Annotated in this window: 17 protein-coding genes and 1 tRNA gene; 15 read left to right on the top strand and 3 right to left on the bottom strand. The window is 70.1% G+C overall.

All coding sequences use genetic code 11. The features are described from left to right. Positions 1-160: 160 nt before the first annotated feature. The 13 genes from ACFU5O_RS04225 to ACFU5O_RS04165 all read left to right on the top strand — a co-directional run bounded on the left by ACFU5O_RS04225 (position 161) and on the right by ACFU5O_RS04165 (position 13,022). Complete coding sequence (locus ACFU5O_RS04225; protein ID WP_384236053.1) at positions 161-1,066, top strand: hypothetical protein; 906 nt, start codon at positions 161-163, stop codon at positions 1,064-1,066. A gap of 44 nt (positions 1,067-1,110) precedes the next feature. Beyond that, positions 1,111-1,869, top strand: a complete 759-nt coding sequence (locus ACFU5O_RS04220; RefSeq protein ID WP_384236429.1) for a GntR family transcriptional regulator — start codon at positions 1,111-1,113, stop codon at positions 1,867-1,869. A gap of 232 nt (positions 1,870-2,101) precedes the next feature. Further along, positions 2,102-3,238, top strand: coding sequence for a TIGR03364 family FAD-dependent oxidoreductase (locus ACFU5O_RS04215; protein ID WP_384236051.1), 1,137 nt, complete (start codon positions 2,102-2,104; stop codon positions 3,236-3,238). 5 nt (positions 3,239-3,243) lie between these two features. Next, on the top strand, positions 3,244-3,948 hold the full coding sequence (locus tag ACFU5O_RS04210) for a phosphonatase-like hydrolase (RefSeq protein ID WP_384236049.1): 705 nt from the start codon (positions 3,244-3,246) through the stop codon (positions 3,946-3,948). Further along, a complete protein-coding gene (locus ACFU5O_RS04205) occupies positions 3,945-5,012 on the top strand; it encodes an ABC transporter ATP-binding protein (protein ID WP_384236048.1) in 1,068 nt (355 codons plus the stop codon). Before ACFU5O_RS04210 ends, ACFU5O_RS04205 begins: the two co-directional genes overlap by 4 nt. Before the next feature lie 16 nt (positions 5,013-5,028). Further along, entirely contained in the window at positions 5,029-5,883 is an 855-nt protein-coding gene (locus ACFU5O_RS04200) for a 2-aminoethylphosphonate ABC transporter permease subunit (RefSeq protein ID WP_384236045.1), read from the top strand. After that, positions 5,870-6,697: an ABC transporter permease gene (locus tag ACFU5O_RS04195; RefSeq protein WP_384236043.1), complete on the top strand. Its 828-nt coding sequence runs from the start codon at positions 5,870-5,872 to the stop codon at positions 6,695-6,697. The genes ACFU5O_RS04200 and ACFU5O_RS04195 overlap by 14 nt, the downstream gene beginning before the upstream one ends. Before the next feature lie 119 nt (positions 6,698-6,816). Further along, positions 6,817-7,878, top strand: a complete 1,062-nt coding sequence (locus tag ACFU5O_RS04190) for a 2-aminoethylphosphonate ABC transporter substrate-binding protein (RefSeq protein ID WP_384236040.1) — start codon at positions 6,817-6,819, stop codon at positions 7,876-7,878. A gap of 161 nt (positions 7,879-8,039) precedes the next feature. Then, positions 8,040-9,587, top strand: a complete 1,548-nt coding sequence (locus ACFU5O_RS04185) for an alkaline phosphatase family protein (RefSeq protein ID WP_384236039.1) — start codon at positions 8,040-8,042, stop codon at positions 9,585-9,587. A 112-nt stretch (positions 9,588-9,699) separates the two neighbouring features. Beyond that, positions 9,700-10,479: an HAD-IIA family hydrolase gene (locus ACFU5O_RS04180; protein WP_384236037.1), complete on the top strand. Its 780-nt coding sequence runs from the start codon at positions 9,700-9,702 to the stop codon at positions 10,477-10,479. 97 nt (positions 10,480-10,576) lie between these two features. After that, complete coding sequence (locus ACFU5O_RS04175; protein WP_384236035.1) at positions 10,577-11,233, top strand: hypothetical protein; 657 nt, start codon at positions 10,577-10,579, stop codon at positions 11,231-11,233. A gap of 69 nt (positions 11,234-11,302) precedes the next feature. Continuing rightward, positions 11,303-11,923: a class F sortase gene (locus ACFU5O_RS04170; protein ID WP_384236427.1), complete on the top strand. Its 621-nt coding sequence runs from the start codon at positions 11,303-11,305 to the stop codon at positions 11,921-11,923. A gap of 91 nt (positions 11,924-12,014) precedes the next feature. Next, entirely contained in the window at positions 12,015-13,022 is a 1,008-nt protein-coding gene (locus tag ACFU5O_RS04165) for a glycoside hydrolase family 6 protein (protein WP_384236032.1), read from the top strand. 93 nt (positions 13,023-13,115) lie between these two features. Here ACFU5O_RS04165 and ACFU5O_RS04160 read toward each other — a convergent pair whose 3' ends face one another. The 3 genes from ACFU5O_RS04160 to ACFU5O_RS04150 form a co-directional block, all read right to left on the bottom strand. Then, positions 13,116-15,068 carry a galactose oxidase-like domain-containing protein gene (locus ACFU5O_RS04160; RefSeq protein WP_384236030.1) on the bottom strand — a complete coding sequence of 651 codons (1,953 nt, stop codon included), beginning with the start codon at positions 15,066-15,068 and terminating at the stop codon, positions 13,116-13,118. Beyond that, positions 15,065-17,002 carry a glycosyltransferase family 2 protein gene (locus ACFU5O_RS04155; protein WP_384236028.1) on the bottom strand — a complete coding sequence of 646 codons (1,938 nt, stop codon included), beginning with the start codon at positions 17,000-17,002 and terminating at the stop codon, positions 15,065-15,067. The genes ACFU5O_RS04160 and ACFU5O_RS04155 overlap by 4 nt, the downstream gene beginning before the upstream one ends. Positions 17,003-17,416: 414 nt before the next feature. After that, a tRNA-Lys gene (locus tag ACFU5O_RS04150) sits at positions 17,417-17,490 on the bottom strand. A gap of 148 nt (positions 17,491-17,638) precedes the next feature. Between ACFU5O_RS04150 and ACFU5O_RS04145 the strand changes: the two genes are divergently transcribed. Beyond that, positions 17,639-19,162, top strand: coding sequence for a peptidoglycan-binding protein (locus ACFU5O_RS04145; RefSeq protein WP_384236026.1), 1,524 nt, complete (start codon positions 17,639-17,641; stop codon positions 19,160-19,162). Between the two features lie 52 nt (positions 19,163-19,214). Then, complete coding sequence (locus ACFU5O_RS04140) at positions 19,215-21,134, top strand: SPFH domain-containing protein (RefSeq protein WP_384236424.1); 1,920 nt, start codon at positions 19,215-19,217, stop codon at positions 21,132-21,134. Positions 21,135-21,264 lie beyond the last annotated feature (130 nt).

Here is a 21,264-nt window from a genome sequence, read left to right as displayed (position 1 = left end):
CGGGAGGGGCTGCGCCGTCTCGCCGCTGGACCGGTCCGCTGAGCCGGTCGGGCGTAATTGTGTGACTTGTCCGACCTTTCATGCGTGGCGTTCCCAGGGCCGCTGCCCCGGGCATGGCAGCCTCTGGCCCGACGACGATCCCTGCAGCGAAGGGTTCCCCATGCGACTGCGCCGCCCCCTCGCCGCCGGAGCCGCCATCGCAGCGATCGCGCCCGCCGTCGTCGTGGGCCGGGCGTCCGCCGCCCCGGCCGCCCCCGCGCCTGCTCCGGCGGCCCCCGCACCGGCCCCGGCCGTCACCGCTCCCGCTCCCGCCCCCGGGCCCGCCGCCTCCGCGTCGGCCGCCGCCCCCGCCCCGGCGCCGGTCACCCCGGCATCGGCCCTCGCCGCGGGGCAGCCGTTCTGCGGGGACGTGCGCGCCGTCGTCTTTCCCGTCGCCACCAGCATCGAGGGCGGCCCGGCCTCGTACCGGGCCGGATCCGGCCCCGGGGAGTTCGCGGTCAAGCTGACCAACACCACGGCGAAGCCCTGCTTGAACATCCACCCGGTCGTCGTCCTCGCCGGCCGCGACCACGTGCTCACGCCCACCCGCATCCGGATGGAGTTCTTCGACGCGGGCAGCGGGATCTGGCGGTCCGTCGCCTTCGAGCGGACCGAGCAGGGTGAGGCGGTCGGCGTGTTCGGAGGGACGGGGAACGCGAAGGCGACGAAGAGCCCTCGGCCCGCCGGCGAATTCGGGGGTTTCGTGCTCCCCGGGCGCGCCAGTCTCACCGTCCCCGTGCGTCTGGCCTTCCCCGTGCAGGACACGCTCGCCGACTCCGTCGTCGCCAACGCCGCCGTCGTCCAGCGCCGCGGCGCCGACGGCGACTGGGTGGGCGAGTCGGCCGACTACCGCTTCAGCCTGCTCGCCTCCGAGGAGCAGCTGTACGAGGCCCCGGTCGAGTCCGACGAGCTCGCCAAGACCGGCGCCCGGTACGACATCGGCGTCCTCGCGGCCATCAGCGCGCTCGTCGCCGCCGGGCTCGTGCTCCTCGCGGGTGCCCACCGGCTCCGTTCCGGGCGCCACTGACCCGGCCGTTCACGCAGGTCTGGGAACATCCCCCGGTGGACCACCTGAACTACCCGAACGACCAGAATCCCGGTGCGCCCGTCCGCTCCGGCATCCCCGAGCACGGCCGCATCCCGAAGTACTACGCGGTGAAGGCTCAAGTGGCGGCCCTGATAGACGAACTGGGCGACGGCGGGCTGCTGCCCACCGAACGCGACCTCGCCGTGAGGTTCGAGGTGTCGCGCGAGACCGTGCGCCAGGCGCTGCGCGAGCTCCTCCTCGAAGGCCGGCTCCGCCGCCAGGGCAGGGGCACCGTCGTCGCCGGCCCCAAGCTGGAGCAGCCGCTGTCACTCGCCAGCTACACCGAGGGCGTGCGCCGCCAGGGCCGTACGCCCGGCCGTAACCTCATCTCTCTCGACCGTTTCCCCTGCCCGCCCCGGCTCGCAGAGGAGACCGGGCTGCGGCGGGGCGAGCCCGTCTGGCACATGGAGCGTGTGCTGCTCGCCGACGAGGAGCGGGTCGGCCTGGAGAGCACGTACGTGTCCGTCGCGCGCGTACCCCGGCTCGACGCCGACTTCGACCCCGACTCGTCCTTCTACGCCTACCTCCGGGACCGGCTCGGGATCGAGTTCGGGGACGCGGACGAGCGCATCGAGACAGTGCTGGCGACGCCCCGCGAGGCGCTCCTCATCGGCACTCCGCCCGCTCTGCCCATGCTGTTGATCCACCGGGTGTCGCGGGACACGGCGAAGCGGCCCCTGGAGCGTGTACGCACGCTCTACCGAGGTGACCGCTTCAGTTTCTCCGCCCACCTCGGTGGCTGATCGCCGCTGGTCACCTTCCTGGTCGCGCCCCCGGTCACCCCCTGGGTCGCCCGCTCGTCCGGCGCGCTCGGCGCCCCCTCTGTCGCCCCTGCCCCTCCCGGCAACCGGCCCGGATGGCACCGGCGAAAGATAACGAGAAGATAACGGGTCTAGGCCAAGCTTGATGGCCCGTTCACCGTCCCGTTGCCGACCGGCCCCCAACGGGCCACCAACCGCGAGGAGCGTTGCGGCCATGCGAGTCATCGTCGTAGGAGCCGGCGTGGTGGGAACCATGCACGCCTGGCACGCAATCGAACGCGGCCACGAGGTCGTACAGATCGAGCGGGAAGCAGAGGCCCGCGGGGCCAGCCTCCGCAACTTCGGCCAGATCTGGGTCAGCGGCCGTGCCGGAGGCGAGGAGTTGGAGACCGCGCTGCGGGCGCGCGAGCTGTGGGAGGGCATCGGCGCCCGCGTCCCCGAGCTCGGCTTCCGGGCCATCGGCTCGCTGACTCCGGTGCGGGGCGACCTCGAACTCGCCGTCGCCGAGGCGGCCGTGGCCCGGCCGGACGCCGCCGCCCGCGGCTACAAGCTGGTCACCGCCGAAGAGGCCCGCGTCATCAACCCGGCTCTGCGCGGCGAGTTCGTCGCGGCCCTGTACTGCGAGCGGGACGCCGCGGTGGAGCCCCGTACCGCGCAGCTCGCCCTGCGCAAGGCCCTGCTGGCGTCCGGCCGCTACACCTTCCTCCCCGGACGCGAGGTCCGCGAGGTCATCGACCGCGACGGCCGAGGGCGCAGCGCCGTGCGCGACGACCACGGCGATGTGCACAGTGGTGACGCCGTCGTCCTGTGCACCGGAGCCTGGCTCGGCGGACTCGTCCGCGAGCTCGCCCCCGATCTGCCCGTGCGCCGCGTCCGTCTCCAGATGGCGCAGACCGACCCGCTCGGCGAGCCGCTCACCACCTCCGTCGCCGACGCCGACTCCTTCCGCTACTACCCGGCGTACACGTCCGACGCTCTCGACGCCCTCAACGCGGGCCAGGCGCAGGAGCCGGCCGCCGCCGCGCACAAGATGCAGCTGCTGATGGTGCAGCGCAGCGACGGCGGACTGACCATCGGCGACACCCACGAGTACGAGCATCCCTTCGCGTTCGACACGCTCGAGGACCCGTACGAGCACCTCACGCGGGTCGTCGAGGGATTCCTCGGCCGTCCGCTGCCGAAGATCCGCCGCCGGTGGGCCGGGGTGTACGCGCAGTGCACCGACACCACGCGGGTCGTCCACCGCCAGCAGGTGCGCGACGGCGCCTGGCTGGTGACCGGGCCGGGCGGGCGCGGGATGACCTGCTCGCCCGCCATCGCAGAGACAACCGCCGACGAACTGGGCTGGTGAACCACATGAACACGCAGAACACCCCGCGCACGAACCTCGTCGTCCTCGACATGGCCGGCACCACCGTCGCCGACGGCGGCCTCGTCGAGCAGGCCTTCTCCGCCGCGGCCCAGCGCCTCGGCGTGGAGCCCGGCACCCCCGACCACGCCGCGAAGCTGGACTACGTACGCGCCACCATGGGCGAGTCCAAGATCTCCGTCTTCCGTCATCTCTTCGGTGACGAGGCGGGCGCCCAGGCGGCCAACAAGGCCTTCGAGGAGGCCTACGGCGAACTCGTCGAGGCCGGCCGCATCGCCGGGATCCCCGGCGCCCGCGACGCCATCGAGCGGCTCAAGGAGCAGGGCAGGACCGTCGTCCTCACGACCGGCTTCGCCCGCGTCACCCAGGACGCGATCCTCGGCGCGCTCGGCTGGCAGGACCTGGTCCCGCTCACCCTCTGCCCGGCCGACGCGGGGGGCCGAGGCCGCCCGTACCCGGACATGGTGCTCGCCGCGTTCCTGCGTACGGGAGCGGTGGACGACGTCCGGCAGATCGCCGTCGCCGGCGACACGTCGTACGACATGCTCAGCGGGGTGCGCTCCGGGGCGCGTGTGGTGGCGGGCGTCCTCACCGGCGCCCACGACAGGACGCAGCTGTCCGCCGCGGGCGCCACCCATGTCCTCGGCTCCGTGGCCGAACTGCCCGTCCTCCTCGAAGAGGAGGACATATGAGCCGCGGTGGTGTCCGCAGCGGCATCCGCTTCGACCGCGTCTGCGTCGCCTACGGAGGCAACACCGTTCTCGACTCGCTCGACCTGACCGTCGAGCCCGGCGAGGTCATGGCGCTCCTCGGTCCTTCCGGCTCGGGCAAGACGACCGCCCTGCGCGCGGTCGCCGGGTTCGTACGGCCGGTCTCCGGGCGGGTGTTCATCGGCGACCGGGACGTCACCGCTCTGCCTCCGCACCGGCGCGGCATCGGCATGGTCGTCCAGCAGTACGCCCTCTTCCCGCATCTGCGCGTCGAGGACAACGTGGCCTTCGGACTGAAGGCGCAGAAGGCACCGAAGAGCGAGATCCCGGGACGGGTCGCCGACGCGCTGGAGATGACCGGCATGGCGGCGTACGCCAGGCGCTATCCGCGGGAGCTCTCGGGCGGCCAGCAGCAGCGGGTCGCGATCGCCCGTGCGCTGGCGATCCGGCCGCACGTGCTGCTGCTCGACGAACCGCTGTCCGCGCTCGACGCCCAGCTGCGGTCCGGAATGCTCGCCGAACTCGCACGTCTGCACAGGGAACTGCCCGACGTCTCCATCCTGTACGTCACCCATGACCAGGTCGAGGCCCTCACGCTCGCCGACCGGATCGCCGTCATGGACAAGGCCAGGCTCCAGGACTGCGGCACGCCACAGGATCTGTACCGGCGCCCGCGTACGGAGTTCACGGCGTCCTTCGTCGGCAACGCGAACCTGCTGCCGGTGACCGTCGGCCCCGACACCGTGTCGTTCGCGGGCGCGGAGCTGAAGGTGCCCACCGGCGACGCCACACCGGGCGCGACGGCGACCCTGTGCGTCCGGCCGCACCTCGTGGGCCTCGGCGAAGGCCCCAACGCGCTGCGCGGCCGTATCGCGGAGGTCCAGTGGCGGGGTTCGACGCACCGGCTGTACGTGGACATCGACGGGCACCGGCTCAAGGCGGACCTGCGCGAGCTCAGGGAGACGCCGGCACTGGGGGACGAGGTGACGGTGCACTTCGCGCCGCAGGACGCGGTGCTGCTGGCCGCGGGGGTGACCGATGGCTAGTCCCGGCGGACGTCTCATGACAGCGGAACCGGCCACGGTGGCGGGGCCCTCGGACACCGCCCCGCGCGCCACCGGCCTGCCCGCGTGGGTCTGGTCCCTCCCGCCCGTCGCCGTGCTCGGCCTCGTGTTCCTCTACCCCCTCGCGCTCGTCGTCCAGGAATCCCTCGCCCCCGGCGCCTACGCCGACGTGTTCGCGTCCGAGGCGTTCCGTGAGGCGCTGACCACCACGGTGCTGCTGGCCGTGGGGTCGACCGCGGGGTGCCTCGTCCTCGGGTTCACGCTCGCGCTGATCATCGCGTTCGTGCCGTTCCCCGGCGGCAGGGCGGTCGCGAAGTTCATCGACGTCTTCCTCTCCTTCCCGTCCTTCCTGATCACGCTCGCGCTGCTGTTCGTCTACGGCAACGTCGGCATGGCCAACGGGCTGTGGACGGACGTCACGGGCGCCGCCGGCGGACCGTTCCACTTCCTGACGACACCCTGGGGCGTACTCCTCGCGGAGATCACCTACTTCACGCCCTTCGTGATGCGCCCGCTGCTCGCCGCGTTCTCGCAGCTCGACACCGCCCAGCTGGAGGTCGCCTCCTCACTGGGCGCGCGGCCCGCCCGCATCGTCCGCCAGGTGATCCTCCCGGAGGCGCTCCCCGCACTCGCGGCCGGCGGCAGCCTCGTGCTCGTGATGTGCCTCAACGAGTTCGGCATCGTGCTCTTCACCGGCGCCAAGGGCGTCACGACGCTCCCGATGCTCGTCTACAGCAAGGCGATACTCGAATCCGACTACGCGGCCGCCTGCGTCGTCGCCGTCGTCAACGTCGCGATCTCCGTGGGTCTTTACGGCCTCTACCGGGTGGTGAGCAAGCGTGCTGGTGCATAGCCGTACGGGCAAGTGGGCCACCTGGGCCCTGTTCTTCGCCCTCTTCCTGCCGCTCTTCGCGCTGCCGCTCCTCGTCATCGCCGTGGCGTCGCTCTCGACCAACTGGTCCGGCGCCTTCCCCTCGGGTCCGACGACCGGGCACTATGCCTCCGCAGTCCGCGGCGAGTCCCTCCAGGCGCTCACCACCAGCCTGGTGACGGCGGCCATTGCCAGTGCGCTCGCGCTCGCCGTCGGGACATGGGCCGCGCTCGCCGCGGCGTCGCTGAAGACGCGCGGTGGGGGTACCCGGGGGGCGGCCAGGCTGTGGGGGAGCGTCCTCGACACGCTGTTCATGCTGCCGGTCGCCGTACCGTCGGTGGTCGTCGGCCTCGCCGTGCTCGTCGCCTTCTCGCAGCCGCCGGTGCTCCTCAACGGCACGCCCTGGATCGTGATCCTCGCGCACACCGTTCTTGTCACGGCGTTTGCCTACCAGTCGGTTTCGGCGGCAATCCTGCGTCTCGACCCGATGTACGAGCAGGCGGCGGCCAGCCTCGGCGCCCGACCCTCGTACGTGCTGTGGCGAGTGAAGCTTCCGCTGCTGCTGCCGTCGCTGAACGCGGCAGCGGGGCTCTGCTTCGCCCTGTCCATGGGCGAGTTGAGCGCGACGATGATGCTCTACCCGCCGGACTGGATGCCGCTGCCGGTGCTGATCTTCACGGCGACCGACCGCGGCTCCCTCTTCACCGGTTCCGCCGTCGCCGTGGTCCTCATGGCCACGACGCTGCTCGTCCTGCTCGCCGTGTCCCGTCTGCGTACCCGAGCCTCGTACCGCTGAGACCCCGACCATCGGCCCCCTTCCGCCAAGTCCCCCACGGGCAGGCCCCGTTCTTCGCCCGGCCACCTGCCACCCCGCCAGAAAAGTCCCGTTCATTCCGCAAGGAGTTGTCCATCGTCATGCGTCGCAACCACCTCAAGCCGATCGCCGCCGTCACGGGCAGCATCGCCCTCGCCGCCACCCTCACCGCCTGCGGAGGCTCCTCCGCCGCCTCCGACGAGAAGGTCGTCACCGTCTACAGCGCCGACGGCCTCAAGGGCGAGAACGGCGACGGCTGGTACGACCAGGTCTTCAAGGACTTCGAGAAGGAAACCGGCATCAAGGTCAAGTACGTCGAGGGCGGCTCCGGCGAGATGGTGCAGCGCGCCGTCCGCGAGAAGAGCAACACCCAGGCCGACGTGCTCGTCACCCTCCCGCCGTTCATCCAGCAGGCCGACTCCAAGGGTCTGCTCCAGAAGTACGAGCCCGCCGGCTCCGACAAGGTCAACGGCGCCGACAAGTCCGGCGACGGCAAGTGGACCTCCGTCGTCAACAACTACTTCGGCTTCGTCTACAACAAGAAGGAGCTGAAGGACGCCCCGAAGACCTGGGAGGAGCTGCTCGACGGGAAGTTCAAGGACAAGCTCCAGTACTCGACCCCGGGTGTCGCGGGCGACGGAACCGCCGTCGTCATCAAGGCCATGCACGACTTCGGCGGCGAGGAGCCGGCGATGGCGTACCTGAAGAAGCTCCAGGCCAACAACGTGGGCCCGTCCTCCTCCACCTCCAAGCTCGCCCCCAAGGTCGACAAGGGCGAGATCCTCGTCGCCAACGGCGACGTCCAGATGAACTTCGCGCAGGCCCGGTCGATGCCGAACCTCGGCATCTGGTTCCCCGCGAAGGAGGGCGGCAGGTCCACCACGTTCGCGCTCCCGTACGCGGCCGGCCTGGTCGACGACGCCCCGCACACCGAGAACGGCAAGAAGCTCCTGGACTTCCTCCTGACCGAGAAGGCCCAGAAGCAGGTCAGCGAGATCGGCGGCGGCTTCTCCGCGCGCGCCGACGTCAAGGCCACCGACGCCAACGCCATCGAGCTGGCCAAGATCCTTGACGGTGTGCAGGTCTTCGAGCCGAACTGGAAGGACATCGACAAGAACCTCCAGAAGTACGTCGACTCGTGGAAGTCCGCCACCGGAAGCTGACCCGAACCCGACCCGAAGCCAAGAGTTCACCGCACGTCCCTGGCGGCCCGCGAATTGTCGCGGAAGGATAACGGGTACGGACCAACGCCCCCGCTACGGCGGGGGCGTTGGGCTGGGCGCGACTACCCCATAGGTCACCACTCCCCGACGGAGGACTCCAGATGCCGACTCCCGGCATTCCCCGCCGTACCGTGCTCGCCGCCGGCGCCGCGACCGCAGCGGTCGCCGCCGGCGCCGCCACCCTGGCGGCCGCTCCCGCCGCCCGTGCCGCGGCCCCGACGCTCCCGAACGGCACCAGCAAGGACAAGGTGCTCGTCGTCGGCATGGACGGCCTGCGCCACGACGGCATCGACGCGGCGAACGCCCCGCACCTGAAGTCGATGATGGCGAACGGCACCTACGGCACGTCCCTGCTCTACGCGAACCCGATGGCCCAGACCTCCTCTGGGCCCGGCTGGTCGACCATCTCCACCGGCGTCTGGCCCGACAAGCACGGCGTGCGGGACAACTCCTTCATCGGCAAGAACTACGGCAGGTACCCCGGCTTCCTCGCCCGTCTCGCCCAGGTGCGGCCCGAGCTGTCCACGTACGCGGCCGTCGACTGGAAGCCGCTGGACGCCCAGGGCACGGTGACCCCGGGCGCCGACGCCAAGCTGGTCCTCGACGGTGACGCCGGCGGCTACCCCGGACATGACGCCACCATCGCCGCCGACACCGAGTCGATCCTGCGGAACCAGAACCCGGACGTGCTCTTCGTCTACTTCGGCAACACCGATGTCGTCGCGCACAGCGTGGGCACCGGTCAGCAGTACCTCGACGCGATCGCCGTGCAGGACGGCTACCTCGGCCGCCTGCTCGCCGCCGTCAAGGCGCGCCCCTCGTACGCCACCGAGCGCTGGACCGTCATCGTCGCCACCGACCACGGCCATGTGAACGCGGGCGGCCACGGCGGCAGCTCCATCGAGGAGCGCAGGACCTTCGTCCTGGCCCAGGGCCCCGGCATCGCCGCGGGCGCCCGGCCCATCGACACCCGCCTCGTCGATGTCGCCGCCACCGTCTTCAAGCAGCTCGGCATCACCCCGGACCCCGCCTGGGGCCTGGACGGCAGGCCCATCCAGGAGCGCTCGGCCGACCCGTTCGACGCGCTGCAGACCTCACTGACCGCCCGGGTCGACGAGACCGGCATCCCGGCCTCCGTCCTCGGCTTCACCCACACCGCGCCCCCCGGCTGGTCGGTGATCAACAATGCGATGGGCACGGGCGGTGTCGCCGAGTGGCGCGGCTGGTCCTTCGCCACCGACGAGTTCTGGTCCCGGACCCAGCGCGACCAGTGGCGTGAGCTGAACGTCCGCTCACGGGGGGTCTTCGCGGTCGCCGACTCCGACGAGTGGGACGACAAGGCGAATTCGGGCGGCTACGACTCCACGCTGGTCAGTCCGGCGTACAACGTGAGCGGCAAGAGCTCGGTCAGGCTCGACTTCACCACCTTCTACCGTCAGGAGGGCAGCCAGAGCGCCCAGATCCTGGCCTCCTTCAACGGCGGCACCCCCACTGTCGTCAAGAGCTACACCTCGGACGTGGTCTCGCAGCCGCAGTCGGTGTCCGTCGCCGTCCCGGCCGGGGCGTCCAGCGTGAGCTTCCGCTTCCGGTACACCGGGGCCAACAACTGGTACTGGGTGCTCGACGGGGTCCAGGTCACGACTTCGTGACTAGGCTGGGTGATCCGGCCCGTGATTAGGCTGGGGGCGCCGGTACACCGTCGTGACGGCGCCCCATCAGCACACCGCACATCGCACTACGCGTACGGCAGGAGTCCGCTTCATGGCAGAGCGCAAGCCGATCGAGTCCTGGCTCACCGACATGGACGGAGTCCTCATTCATGAGGGCATCCCGATCCCTGGCGCCGACTCCTTCATCAAGAAGCTGCGCGAGACCGGGAAACCCTTCCTGGTCCTCACGAACAACTCCATCTACACCCCACGTGACCTGCACGCCCGACTCGCCCGCATGGGCCTGGACGTGCCCGTCGAGAACATCTGGACATCCGCGCTGGCCACCGCCCAGTTCCTGGACGACCAGCGTCCGGGCGGGACGGCCTATGCCATCGGTGAGGCGGGGCTGACCACGGCTCTGCACGACATCGGCTACATCCTCACCGACCAGGAGCCCGACTACGTCGTCCTGGGCGAGACCCGTACCTACAGCTTCGAGGCCCTCACCAAGGCCATCCGGCTGATCAAGGCCGGAGCCCGTTTCATCTGCACCAACCCGGACGTCACCGGTCCGAGCCCGGAGGGCCCGCTGCCCGCCACCGGCTCGGTCGCCGCGCTGATCACCAAGGCCACCGGCATCGACCCGTACTTCGCGGGCAAGCCGAACCCGCTGATGATGCGCACCGGTCTCAACACGATCGGGGCCCACTCGGAGACCAGCGCGATGATCGGCGACCGGATGGACACCGATGTGCTCGCCGGTCTCGAGGCGGGTATGCAGACGTTTCTGGTGCTCACGGGCGTGACGACCCCGCAGCACGTCGACCGGTTCCCGTTCCGTCCGTCCAAGATCGTCGACTCGATCGCCGACCTGGTCGACCGCATCTGACGGCCGGCCCTGACACGTCCGCGGTAACCCATCCGGGTCAGCCGGAGATGCGGAAACGGGCAAACCGCGTGAATCTTCTGTCACCAGGAGGTTCACAATGCGTTCTGTTCCCATCGCTCTCCGTGTGGTCGCCGCGGCCGCCGGTGTCCTGATGCTGGCGCCCGCGGCCGGTCCCGTGTTCGCAGAGGACGACGGGCAGACCAAGGCAGCGGTCAGTCCCGGGAAGGTCGGCCCCGGAGGTGAGGACGAGGGCCAGGATCTGCAGCTGGACCTCGACGAGCACTGGGTCCCGGACAAGAGCCAGGACCAGAAGAAGGACGAGGGCCAGGACGAGAAGAAGGATCCGAAGAAGGACTGGGACCAGAAGAAGGACGAGGGCCAGGACGAGAAGAAGGATCCGAAGAAGGACTGGGGCCAGGAAAAGGACCAGAAGAAGGACGCGAACCGGGACCAGAAGAAGGACGAGGACCGGGACAAGGACCAGAACCGCGACCAGGGCCCGGACCGGAAGAAGGACGAGCGCGAGGACCGGAGCCCTGCGCCGGAGCCGGAGGGGACTCCCTACGCGCCGGTCCGGGCCGGCGGCGGCGGAGCCTCCGCGGCCCTCGCCGACGAGGACGGCACGCGGGTGAACCGGCAGGGCCCCGGCACTCCCCACACCGTGATCGGCCTCCTCCTGGCCGCCGTGGCGGCGGTCGCCGTCGCGTTCCGCAGCGCACGGCGCCGTCGTGTGGACACCGCGGACAGGGACTGACCCGCCGTGTCCCGCGATAACGGCGGATCCGGTCACCGCTCCTCGGGAAGCGGCCGGCTGCTCACGGGCATGACGTGGGCGGTCCTGCTGCTCGGCCTGTGGCTCTGGGGGCGTGACGCCGCCGAGGGCTTCGGCGGCAGCTCGGCCCCCACGACGGGCGATGTCGCCGCGGTCGGCCGGCCCCTCGGCGTACCGCTGCCGCCCGCACACGCCCCACTGAAGCCCGCAGGACCCAGCAAGGTGGAGATCCCCTCCATCGGGGTCAGGGCCCCGATCGTGATCCGTGGCCTCGACGAGACGGGCGCGGTCGCACCGCCGCCGTTCGCCATGGCGGGGAAGGTCGGCTGGTTCGGGACCGGACCCCAGCCCGGGACCGCGGGCGCGGCGCTCTTCGTGGGCCACGTCGACACCGACACCGAGCCTGCGGTCTTCTACGGGCTCAGCGCGGCCCGCCCCGGCGAGAAGATCCGGGTGACCCGGACGGACGGCACGGTCGCCGAGTTCACCATCGACGACGTCCAGGTCGTCAGCCGTGCCCGGTTCGACGCCCGGAAGGTGTACGGGGCCCGGCAGCCGGGCAGGGCGGAACTGAGGCTGATCACCTGTGGTGGAACCTTCGACCGGGAATCCCGGTCGTACACGGCCAACGTGGTGGTGTCGGCGTATCTCACGGGCGCCCGCGGGATCTGAGACGATGGATTCAGCCGGTCCTGTCCGGAAGTGGGGCGCGCCTGGGGGGTGGCCCTGACACGATGCAGAACAGTGCACCAAGGGGGAGTGGATGTACGGCAGTTACGCCGGGCGTGCCCGCTGGGGAGCGGCCGCCGCGGCGGCCGCGCTGCTGCTGGCGGGGTGCTCGTCCTCCGACGACGACGGTGACAAGCACCCGCCGATGGCCCAGCAGCCCAAGGGGACGGACCCGTTCTGGGTCAATCCCGACGGAAAGGCCGCCCAGCAGGTCGCCTCTTATCTCGACGGCGACGACGACAAGAACGCCGAGCTGATCAAGAAGATCGCCGAACAGCCGGTGGGCGAGTGGATCGGCCCGGACAATCCGGAGGCCGAGGCGAAGGGATTCACGGAAGCCGCGCAGAAGGCCGACCGGGACGCCCTGCTCGTCCTCTACAACATCCCGCACCGCGACTGCGGACAGTTCTCCAAGGGCGGCGCAGCCGACGGAAACGCCTACCGGGAGTGGGTCGAGAAGGTCGCCAAGGGTATCGGCGACCGTCGTGCCACGGTCGTCCTGGAGCCGGACGCGGTGCTGCACGTCGTGGACGGCTGTACGCCGGAGGAGTTCCACGAGGAGCGCTTCGACCTGCTCAAGGGCGCCGTCGCGCGGCTCAGGCAGCTCCCGGCCACCACGGTCTATCTGGACGCCGGCAATGCCGGCTGGTCCCACCCGGACGCCCTTTTCGAGCCGCTCCAGCGGGCCGGGATCGCCCAGGCCGACGGCTTCGCGGTGAATGTGTCCAACTTCCAGACCACCGCGGCCAGCAGGGAGTTCGGCAAGAGGCTGTCCGCGAAGGTCGGGAACAAGCACTTCGTGATCGACACCAGCCGCAACGGCAGCGGCCCCTACACGGGGGGCGACCCCAAGGAGAACTGGTGCAACCCGCCCGGCCGCTCGCTCGGTGAGCGGCCCACGACGAAGACGGGCGATCCGCTCGTCGACGCCTATCTGTGGGTCAAGCGGCCGGGGGAGTCGGACGGGGACTGCAAGGGCGGCCCGAAGGCCGGAGACTGGTATCCGAAGTACGCGCTCGAACTGGCCCGCAACACCAAGTAGAAGCGCGAAACGGGAAGAAGGGGTGCCCCTGCCATGGGGGCACCCCTTCTTCGCGTCGCCGCGGATCACCGGACGGGGATCACGCGACCCGGTCTACTGAACCTCGACCCAGACACCCTCGGACGGGGTGCCCTTGGCGTCGGTCACGAACAGCATGTACCAGCCGGACGGGACCAGCGCACGGTTCTTGGGCACCGTGACCTGGATGCCGTCCGCCGTCGTCTTCACATCCAGCGCGATGGAGCGCTGGTCGACATCGGTGACATGCGTGACGGCACTCGGCCGCATCAGTTTCGCCGTCTTGATCTCCGCCGCCCGCGGGCTGCTGAAGGTGCCCGTGCCACCGCGGTCGATCTTCTTCGGCCCGGCGGTGATCTGCGGCCGGGAGTTCCGGAAGAGATACGGCGGCGTGTAGATCTCGATCCGCTGCTCGAAGACGCCGGGCTTGGTGTTGGCGTCGTCGGCGAAGAGCGAGTCGGAGCCGAAGATCATCACCCGGCCGTCGGGCAGCAGCACCGACCCCGAGTGGTAGTTCCGTCCCACGCGCGGGTCGGCCACCTGCTTGTACGTGCCGGACTTCGGGTCGTAGGCCCGCGCCTCCAGGATGTTGGAGCCGCCGCGTCCCCGGTAGTCGGCCGAGCCGCCGGTGACGAGCACGCTGTCGTCCGGCAGCAGCGAGGCGCTCGGGTAGCGCGTGCCCTTGGCGAGCGAAGCGCCGTCCTTGAAGCGGGGGTTCGGGTCCTTGAGGTCGACCAGCCGGGACTTCTCGCTGGCCTTCTCGGACTCGCCGACGCCGCCACCGCCGATGACCATGAACTTCTGGTCCTGGGCGGGCGGCAGCATCACCGTCGCGGAGGTCTCCAGCTTGTCCGGGTCGCTCATCCCCGGGATCTTCTCGAAGTCGTTGTTCTTCAGATCCCAGATTCCCGGGTCACGGCCGACGTCTGCGGGCCCGTACCCGGCGTTCGAACCGGAGTAGAAGAGCTTCCCGTTGTCCATCAGGAAGATCGCGGGGTAGGTCGGGAAGCGCCGCTCGAACCCGGTGTACTTCCACGCCTTGGTCTCCGGGTCGTAGATCTCGTCCTTGCCGGGCACGATCTGCCCGATCTCGTCGAGACCGGAGAGGGAGAGGACCTTGCCGTCCTTGAGCGTGGTCAGCGTCGGATACCAGCGAGCCTCGTTCATCGGGTCGACCGTGATGTACTTCTCGGCGACCGGGTCGAACTCATAGGCTTCCCTGATGCCCTGGAAGTCCTTCTTGTCGAGGGCGAGCTTCTGCGCGATGCCGTAGACATTGCGGTTGTCGGAGCCCTTGAGGCCGTGCACACGGTAGTTGTCCTCGGTGCCGGTCTCGTACTTCTTGCCGGACTCCTCGGCCTCGACATAGATACGGCCGAGGCCCGCCTCGGTGCGCAGGAACTTGCCGGTCGCCGGGTCGAAGACCTTCTTCGCACGCTTGACCAGCACCGGGTCCTTGGTGACGAACGTCTTGCCGTTCTTCTTGCCGGTGAACTTGGTGCCCGCGGGCAGCGTGATCGGCTTGTCCGGGTCCTCGTTGTGGACGATCATCAGGCCGCCGGCCTTGGTGACGTCACCCTTGAGCTTCTCGTACTGCTTGGTGCCGCCCGCGACCAGCAGCTTCCCGTCGGGCAGCTGGGTGTGCCCGGCGCAGAACATGTCCTTGGGCGTCGGGATCTTCTTGAAGTCGTTCGTCTTCGGGTCCCACAGCACCGACTCGAACTTCTTCGCGTCGAAGTTCTTCTGGTTGTTGCCGGACCCCGCGATCAGCAGGACCTTGCCGGTGTGCAGCAGCGCGGCATGGATCGAGTTGATCCGGTACTCGGACGGGACGTCGAGGAAGTCCCAGTGGCCGTTCGCGGCCTTGTACTCAGGCTTGTTGATCTTGTACTCGTGGTACTGCTCCGAGCCGTACCGGTACATCGCCGGTCCGTTGAACCCGGCGATCGCCGCCACGACCGCCACGCCTATCAGGATCCGCCGGGCCCGGTTCTTGCGGTAGTTCGGCCGGACGGGAAGGTTGCTCATTTCTTACGTCCCCCAAGGGCGATCTGCATGGTCTGGTCGGGGGCCCAATCGGGCTTCTGCTGTTCATGGGCAGCAGTCGGCGCGGACTCGGACGCCCCTGGGCCGGACGAGTTCTTCCGCCTCTTCCTGCTCTTCTTCTTCTTTTCCTCGCGGATGGCGTACCGCCAGGCGAAGATGGGTGCCGCCGTGATCAGCAGGGCCAGTGAGGCCCAGGTGATCATCGCCGGGTGGTCGTGCCCGAAGTAGAAGGAGGAGGCGAGCGAACCGCCGAAGACCAGGATGAAGAAGAGGTGGATCCGGAAGGTGCCGAAGAGGGTGTCCGGGCTGGACGAGTCGCCCTTGGGGGTCACCACGAACTTGCTCTTGCGGCGCAGTACGGCGTCCATCAGGGAACGGGCGTAGATCGGCGCGGAGAGCGCGGACATCACCATGCCGGCCAGTCCGCCGGAGCCCTCTGGCTCGTGCGGCGAGACATTGTGGCGGCGGTTCCAGATGTAGAGACCGATCTGGAGCGCCGAGGCATTGCCGTACAGCATCATCCAGATCGCCGGGTCGATCTGGACACCCGAGGCGCCCATGCCCAGGAACAGGGCGCAGCTGAGTGCGGCCAGGATCCAGTTGAGGGCGGACATCGGGTAGAAGATGATCATCATCGTGTAGTTGAAGAGCTTGCCGGGAGGCAGAGTCCCGAAGCCCCTCCAGTACTGCTTGAGGATCGTCTCGTACGTGCCCCGCGACCAGCGGAGCTGCTGGGTGAAGAAGTCGGTCCAGGCGGTGGGGCCCTCGCCGACGGCGAGCACGTCCGGGGTGTAGACCGAGCGCCACTTGTTGCCGCTCTCGGGGTTGCGGGCACGGTGCATCTCGAAGCCCGTCGCCATGTCCTCGGTGATCGAGTCGTACAGACCGCCGATCTGCTTGATCGCCTTGATCCGGACGGCGTTCGACGTACCGACGAACATGGGGGCGCCGTAGCGGTTGCCCGCGCGCTGGATCAGCGCGTGGAAGAGGAACTGCTGGGACTCGGCGGCCTTGGTGACGAAGGTGTCGTAGTTGCCGTAGACCTGCGGGCCGATGACGAAGCCGACGTCCGGGTCACGGAAGTAGCCGAGCATCCGCTCCAGGTAGTTCGCCATGGGTACGTGATCGGTGTCGACGGACGCGAAGAAGTCGTAGTTCCCGCCGTGCGCCTCGAGCCAGGCGTTGTAGTTGCCGTGCTTGGTCTTGGCCCGGTGGGCGCCCTTGGCCTGGTTCCACTTGGCGATGCCCTTGCGGGAGAAGTGGTGAACGCCGAGCCGCGCGCAGACCTCCTTCACGTCCGGGTCGTCGCCCTCGTCGAGCAGCCAGACGTGCATCAGCCCGCGGTGCCGGATCTTCACCGCCGCTTCGAGGGTCTTCGTCACCATCTCCAGGGGCTCTTTGCCCGGCACGAAGGAGGTGAGGAAGGCGACCCGGGTGCCGGACTCCGGCACGACGGGGACGGGGTCACGGGCGACGAGCGTCGCGTGCGCGTTGGACAGGACGTTCATCGTGCGGAAGAGCTCGATCAGTCCGATCGAGACCAGCATGACGATGTCGAGCCACAGGAGCAGGTCGTTCTTGAGGTTCGGATCGCGCTCGGTCCAGTGCTGAGGCTGCATCAGCCAGGCGAAGAGGCCGAGCGAGACGAGCGGCGCGGCGCCCAGGAGCAGCGCGGCCCGAATGCGGTGCGGCTCCTGCGAGATCAGCGAGCGGTACTGCAACTTGTACGGTTTCGACCGGTCGGGCTGGGTGAGGGGGCCGGCGAGCCGGCTGTAGTGCTCGTAGTCGTACCGCGGGAGCGCCTTCTTCTGGCGCAACCGGGACCCGCCTGCTCGGAGCTGCGGGGGAACCCGAAGCTGAGTGGTCCGGGAAGGGTCGTTGTCCTGCTGCCGGGCGCCGTTCGGCGTCGACGTCATGAGTCATCCCCCCGCACGCCTGCTGGCTGCGTGATCGTTCGTTTCTTTTCGCCGGACCTCGGTCCCCCTCGACCAGCCGTCCCGGACGTGTCAATGGCGGGCCACCGTCCCCGTAGACATGAGATAGCGGCCTTCCGGTTGCATGATGCCCGGCACGGACATCTGTTCGCGACCGGGGTCCCCTACCCGCGATCGGCACAACCGGAGCATCCCCCTCGAAATGCTCTCAACTACTCGAACCCGTCGCTCCATTGGAGCCACGGGCTCCAGGATAGGTTCTACGACCCAAGCCTTGATCGCAAGGGCGGTCCCATATCCGACCATAAGGTCGATCTGGGTGAGGCGCGCCGATGCGATGTGGTGACAGGAGTGACCGAAGCCCCCTCACGGTGAGTGAGGGGGCTTCGGTGTGCGTGCGCCGCCAGGGACTCGAACCCCGGACCCGCTGATTAAGAGTCAGCTGCTCTAACCAACTGAGCTAGCGGCGCCTGCTGACCTGGAGAACTCTACCCGACCCCGGGGAGTGCTCCGAGCCATTTCCTTCCCGGTTTCGGCCTGTCGGATGGTCGTTTTTTATCTTTGGTCCGTCAAAATGCGACTTGTTAGGACAGTTAAGACAGTGTGGAGGGGCACCGTATGACGGTTCCGGCCTTCGATGAGTACGAGCCCGCTGCCGACTGCCCGTGTGCGGGGTGTGTCCGGGAGCGGCGCGCCCGGGCCCGCCCGTACGCCCGGCAGCTGCGCGCGGGGGCGCACCCGGCGGCGCACTGCGCCCGGCGCGCGCTGGTGGTGGCCACCGCGGCGGGCGTGGTGCTGAGTGGTGGCGGTGCGGGAGCGGGGGCGGCAGCCGCGACCTTGGGACACGTGCCCGGTGGTGCCCCCGTGCCGGTCCGCGTGCAGGACCCGGTACCGGTCGCGCCGCCGGTGCCGGGTGACGCCTCCGTGCCGGTCGGCGCACCGGACCCGCAGGCGCCAGCCCGGCCGGTACAGGGAGAGGCCCCCGCCCCGGTCGGGGCGCAGGACCCGCAGCCGGTCGTGCGACCACTGCCGGGAGGCGTCGCCCCCGATCCTGACCCCGTCCCCGTCCCCGTCCCCGGCATCGTTCCCGACCCCGACCCCGAGCCTGAGACGCCCCAGGGCGGGCAGGCGCCGCTGCACGGCGGCCCCGCGCCCGGCCCGGCCGGGGCGCCGGGGCCGGCGCTGCGCAGGACGACCCGCGCGGACATCATCAACCGCGCCAAGCTGTGGGTGAACGCCAAGGTTCCGTACTCCATGAGCAAGTACTGGTCGGACGGCTACCGGCAGGACTGTTCGGGTTTCGTCTCGATGGCGTGGAACCTCCCGGGCAATGAATGGACCGGAAGCCTGGCGAAGTTCGGGATCGTGAAGGCCCGCAAGGATCTGCAGCCCGGCGACATCCTGCTGTTCCACAACACGGCAAATCCGACCAGGGGCTCACACGTCACGATCTTCGGCGGCTGGACCGACTACACGCACACCCACTACATCGCCTACGAACAGGCGAAGCCGCACGCCCGTATGCAGGCCACACCGATGGCGTACTGGAGCAACTCCAGCAGCTATGTGGCATACCGCTACAAAGGGATCATCGGCGCGACAGCGACCGCCGGGCCGGGCGAAGCGGCCTCGGCGTACCCCGGCCCGGAGCACTTCGGGCCGGGAGCGACCAGTCAGTACATCACCCAGCTCGGGAGACTGCTCATGGAGTGGGGAGCGAAGGGCTACGGCGGACGGACACCGGGGCCCCGCTGGACCGAGGCGGACCGGCGGGCGACCCAGGCGTTCCAGCGCGCCCAGGGCTGGACGGGCAAGGAAGCGGACGGACTGCCGGGCCCGCTGACCTGGCGCCGCCTGGTGAGCGGCACGGGCAAGGCCGTCCCGGGCGTCGCGCAGGTCTCCGTTCCGGGCTACCCGGGGCGAGGGAACTTCCGCCCCGGCCGGTCGAACGCGCATGTGGAGAAGCTCGGCCGCCAGCTGGTGAAGCGGGGCTTCGGCAAGCACTACACCTCAGACCCCGGTCCGCAGTGGACCGAGGCGGACCGCCGCAACGTCGAGGCCTTCCAGCGCGCCCAGGGATGGCGCGGCGGCGCGGCCGACGGCTACCCCGGCCCCGAGACCTGGCGACGGCTCTTCTCGTGAACCGCCGCCCCACAGACAACGCCAGCCCCGAGGAGACGGCCCGGTGACCACCATGACTCCCAACCCCGAGGACCCTTCGGCTCCCCAGCAGCCAGGGTTCCATCGTCCGCCCGAGGCGCCGGCACCGGCCGCGGAGGCCGCAGCACCCGGCCACCCGGCAGGTGACCACATGCCCCCGGTGCCCGGCTACCTGCCTCGTGAGCAGATGCCCCCGATGCCCGGCCACCCGCCCGGTGGACACGTGCCCGCAGTGCCGACCACGGGCGACCCCGACGTGTTCGCGGCCTTCGCCCGTGCCGCGGGGGTTACCTTGGGCTCGCCACCGCACTCCGCGCAGGAAACCGACGGCGCGTGCGTCGATCCGCTCGCCGCGGCCGGGACCGAGGACACGCCCGGCTCCGCCGTCGGGAGTTCGCTGCCCGCCGCAGGCCTGTCCAAGCGCCAGCACGACGCCGTACCGGCTGCTCCCGGCGAGGCCGCCGAGCCGGCCGGAGCAGCGGGCTCGGCAGCCGTGGACACGCTGCCGCCCCATGACACCGCGTCCCGGTACGGCGAGGGACTCGGCGCTGCCGGAGCCCTCGGCCACTCCGAGGGTGCGCTGCCGGCCCATGCGGCGGCAGCTGGCCCTCACGACGACGCGACGGGCGGGTCCGGCTCCGTCGGACTGCTGCCTCCTGCCGCGTTGCATGCCCCAGGGACTCCGGAGGACGAGGCCGAATCCGCGGCAGGCGGCGCATCCGGATCCGAGGAGGCCGGGGCACAGGGTCTGGTGGCGGCCGGCGTCGGTGCGGGAGCACGGCGCGGGGGCAGGATCGGGACCGAGACGACCGGACCCATCCCGGTGCACCTGCTGTTCCGTGACGACTCCGACGGCGGTACCGGGGACGCTCACGGGGGAACCGGCGCCGGGGCCGACGGCGGCGACGACGACGGAGGGCCCGACACCGTCGCGATGGCGCCGGTCGTCGTGCCTCCCGGGCGCAAGCCCCTCCCGCAGCCGCCCGTTCTCGCGCTGAGCAAACGGCCCGTGCCCCCGGTCGATCCGAGGCTGCACGAGCGGCCCGGGCCGGTGCTTCCCGGCTGGACCGGCCTGCTCATCGGGGCCGCCATGCTCACCGGGTGTGCGGGGGTGCTGTACCGGACGGGGGCCTACCCGGCCCGGGTGACGGATCTGCTCGGGCTGGGCGCACGCCCGTACGTCGGCATCGGCTTCGGCCAGTGGGTCATGCTCGCGCTCGGTATGAGCGTCGCGCTGTTCGCGCTCGCGGGCCTCGGCCGTGGGCGTGCCGGACACGGCTGGGTCCTCACGCTGTTCGGCGAGTACCGCGGGAGCGTCCGCCGCTGCGGCCTCATGTGGGTGAGCCCGCTGCTGCTGCGCCGCCGCGTCGATGTGCGCCTGCGTCACTGGCGCAGCGAGCCGATGCCCGCCGTCGACGCGAACGGCACCGCACTGCAGGCGATCGTGCTCGTCGTATGGCGGGTCCAGGACACCGCGCGCGCCGTGCTGGCGGTGGCCGATCACGAGGCGTATCTGCGGGAGCAGGTGGAGGCGGCGATGGCCCGGGTGTTCTCCCAGCTCCCCGCCGACGCCCTCCCCGACTTCGGCAAAGGAGCCCCCGGCCGCGAGGACGTGCCGACCCTCCGCAACGTCGAGGCCGTCGGCGACGTGCTCACGAAGACCTTGTCGGCGGAGTGCGCTCCGGTCGGCATCGAGATCTTCTCCGCGCAGCCGACCCGTGTCGAGTACGCCCCGGAGGTCGCGGCGGCGATGCGCCGTCGCCGTATCTCGGCGATCGATGCCGAGCACCGGGACGCGGTGCTGACCTCGGTGGTGGACGCCGTCGACGACACGGTGCAACGACTCACCGTGCGGGGCCTCGTGGAGCTCGACGACTACGAGCGCAAGGCCCTGGTACGGGACCTGACCGTCGCCTTCTGCACCGGGCGGCCGGGCGGCACGGAGGGGCCGTGATTGGTCTGGACATGTTCAACGTTCGTCAATAATCTGGGACTTGGTCTAGACCTGAATGTGCACGACCGCACAAGCGCGGCACGGCACGGCAAAGCGCGCAGCAAGGCTCACGGAACACCCCCACGTTCTC

The sequence above is a fragment of the Streptomyces sp. NPDC057445 genome (assembly GCF_042802855.1).
Lineage (GTDB): Bacteria > Actinomycetota > Actinomycetes > Streptomycetales > Streptomycetaceae > Streptomyces.
Note: the sequence above shows the minus strand (reverse complement) of the source record. Positions and strands in the feature narration are given on the sequence as shown.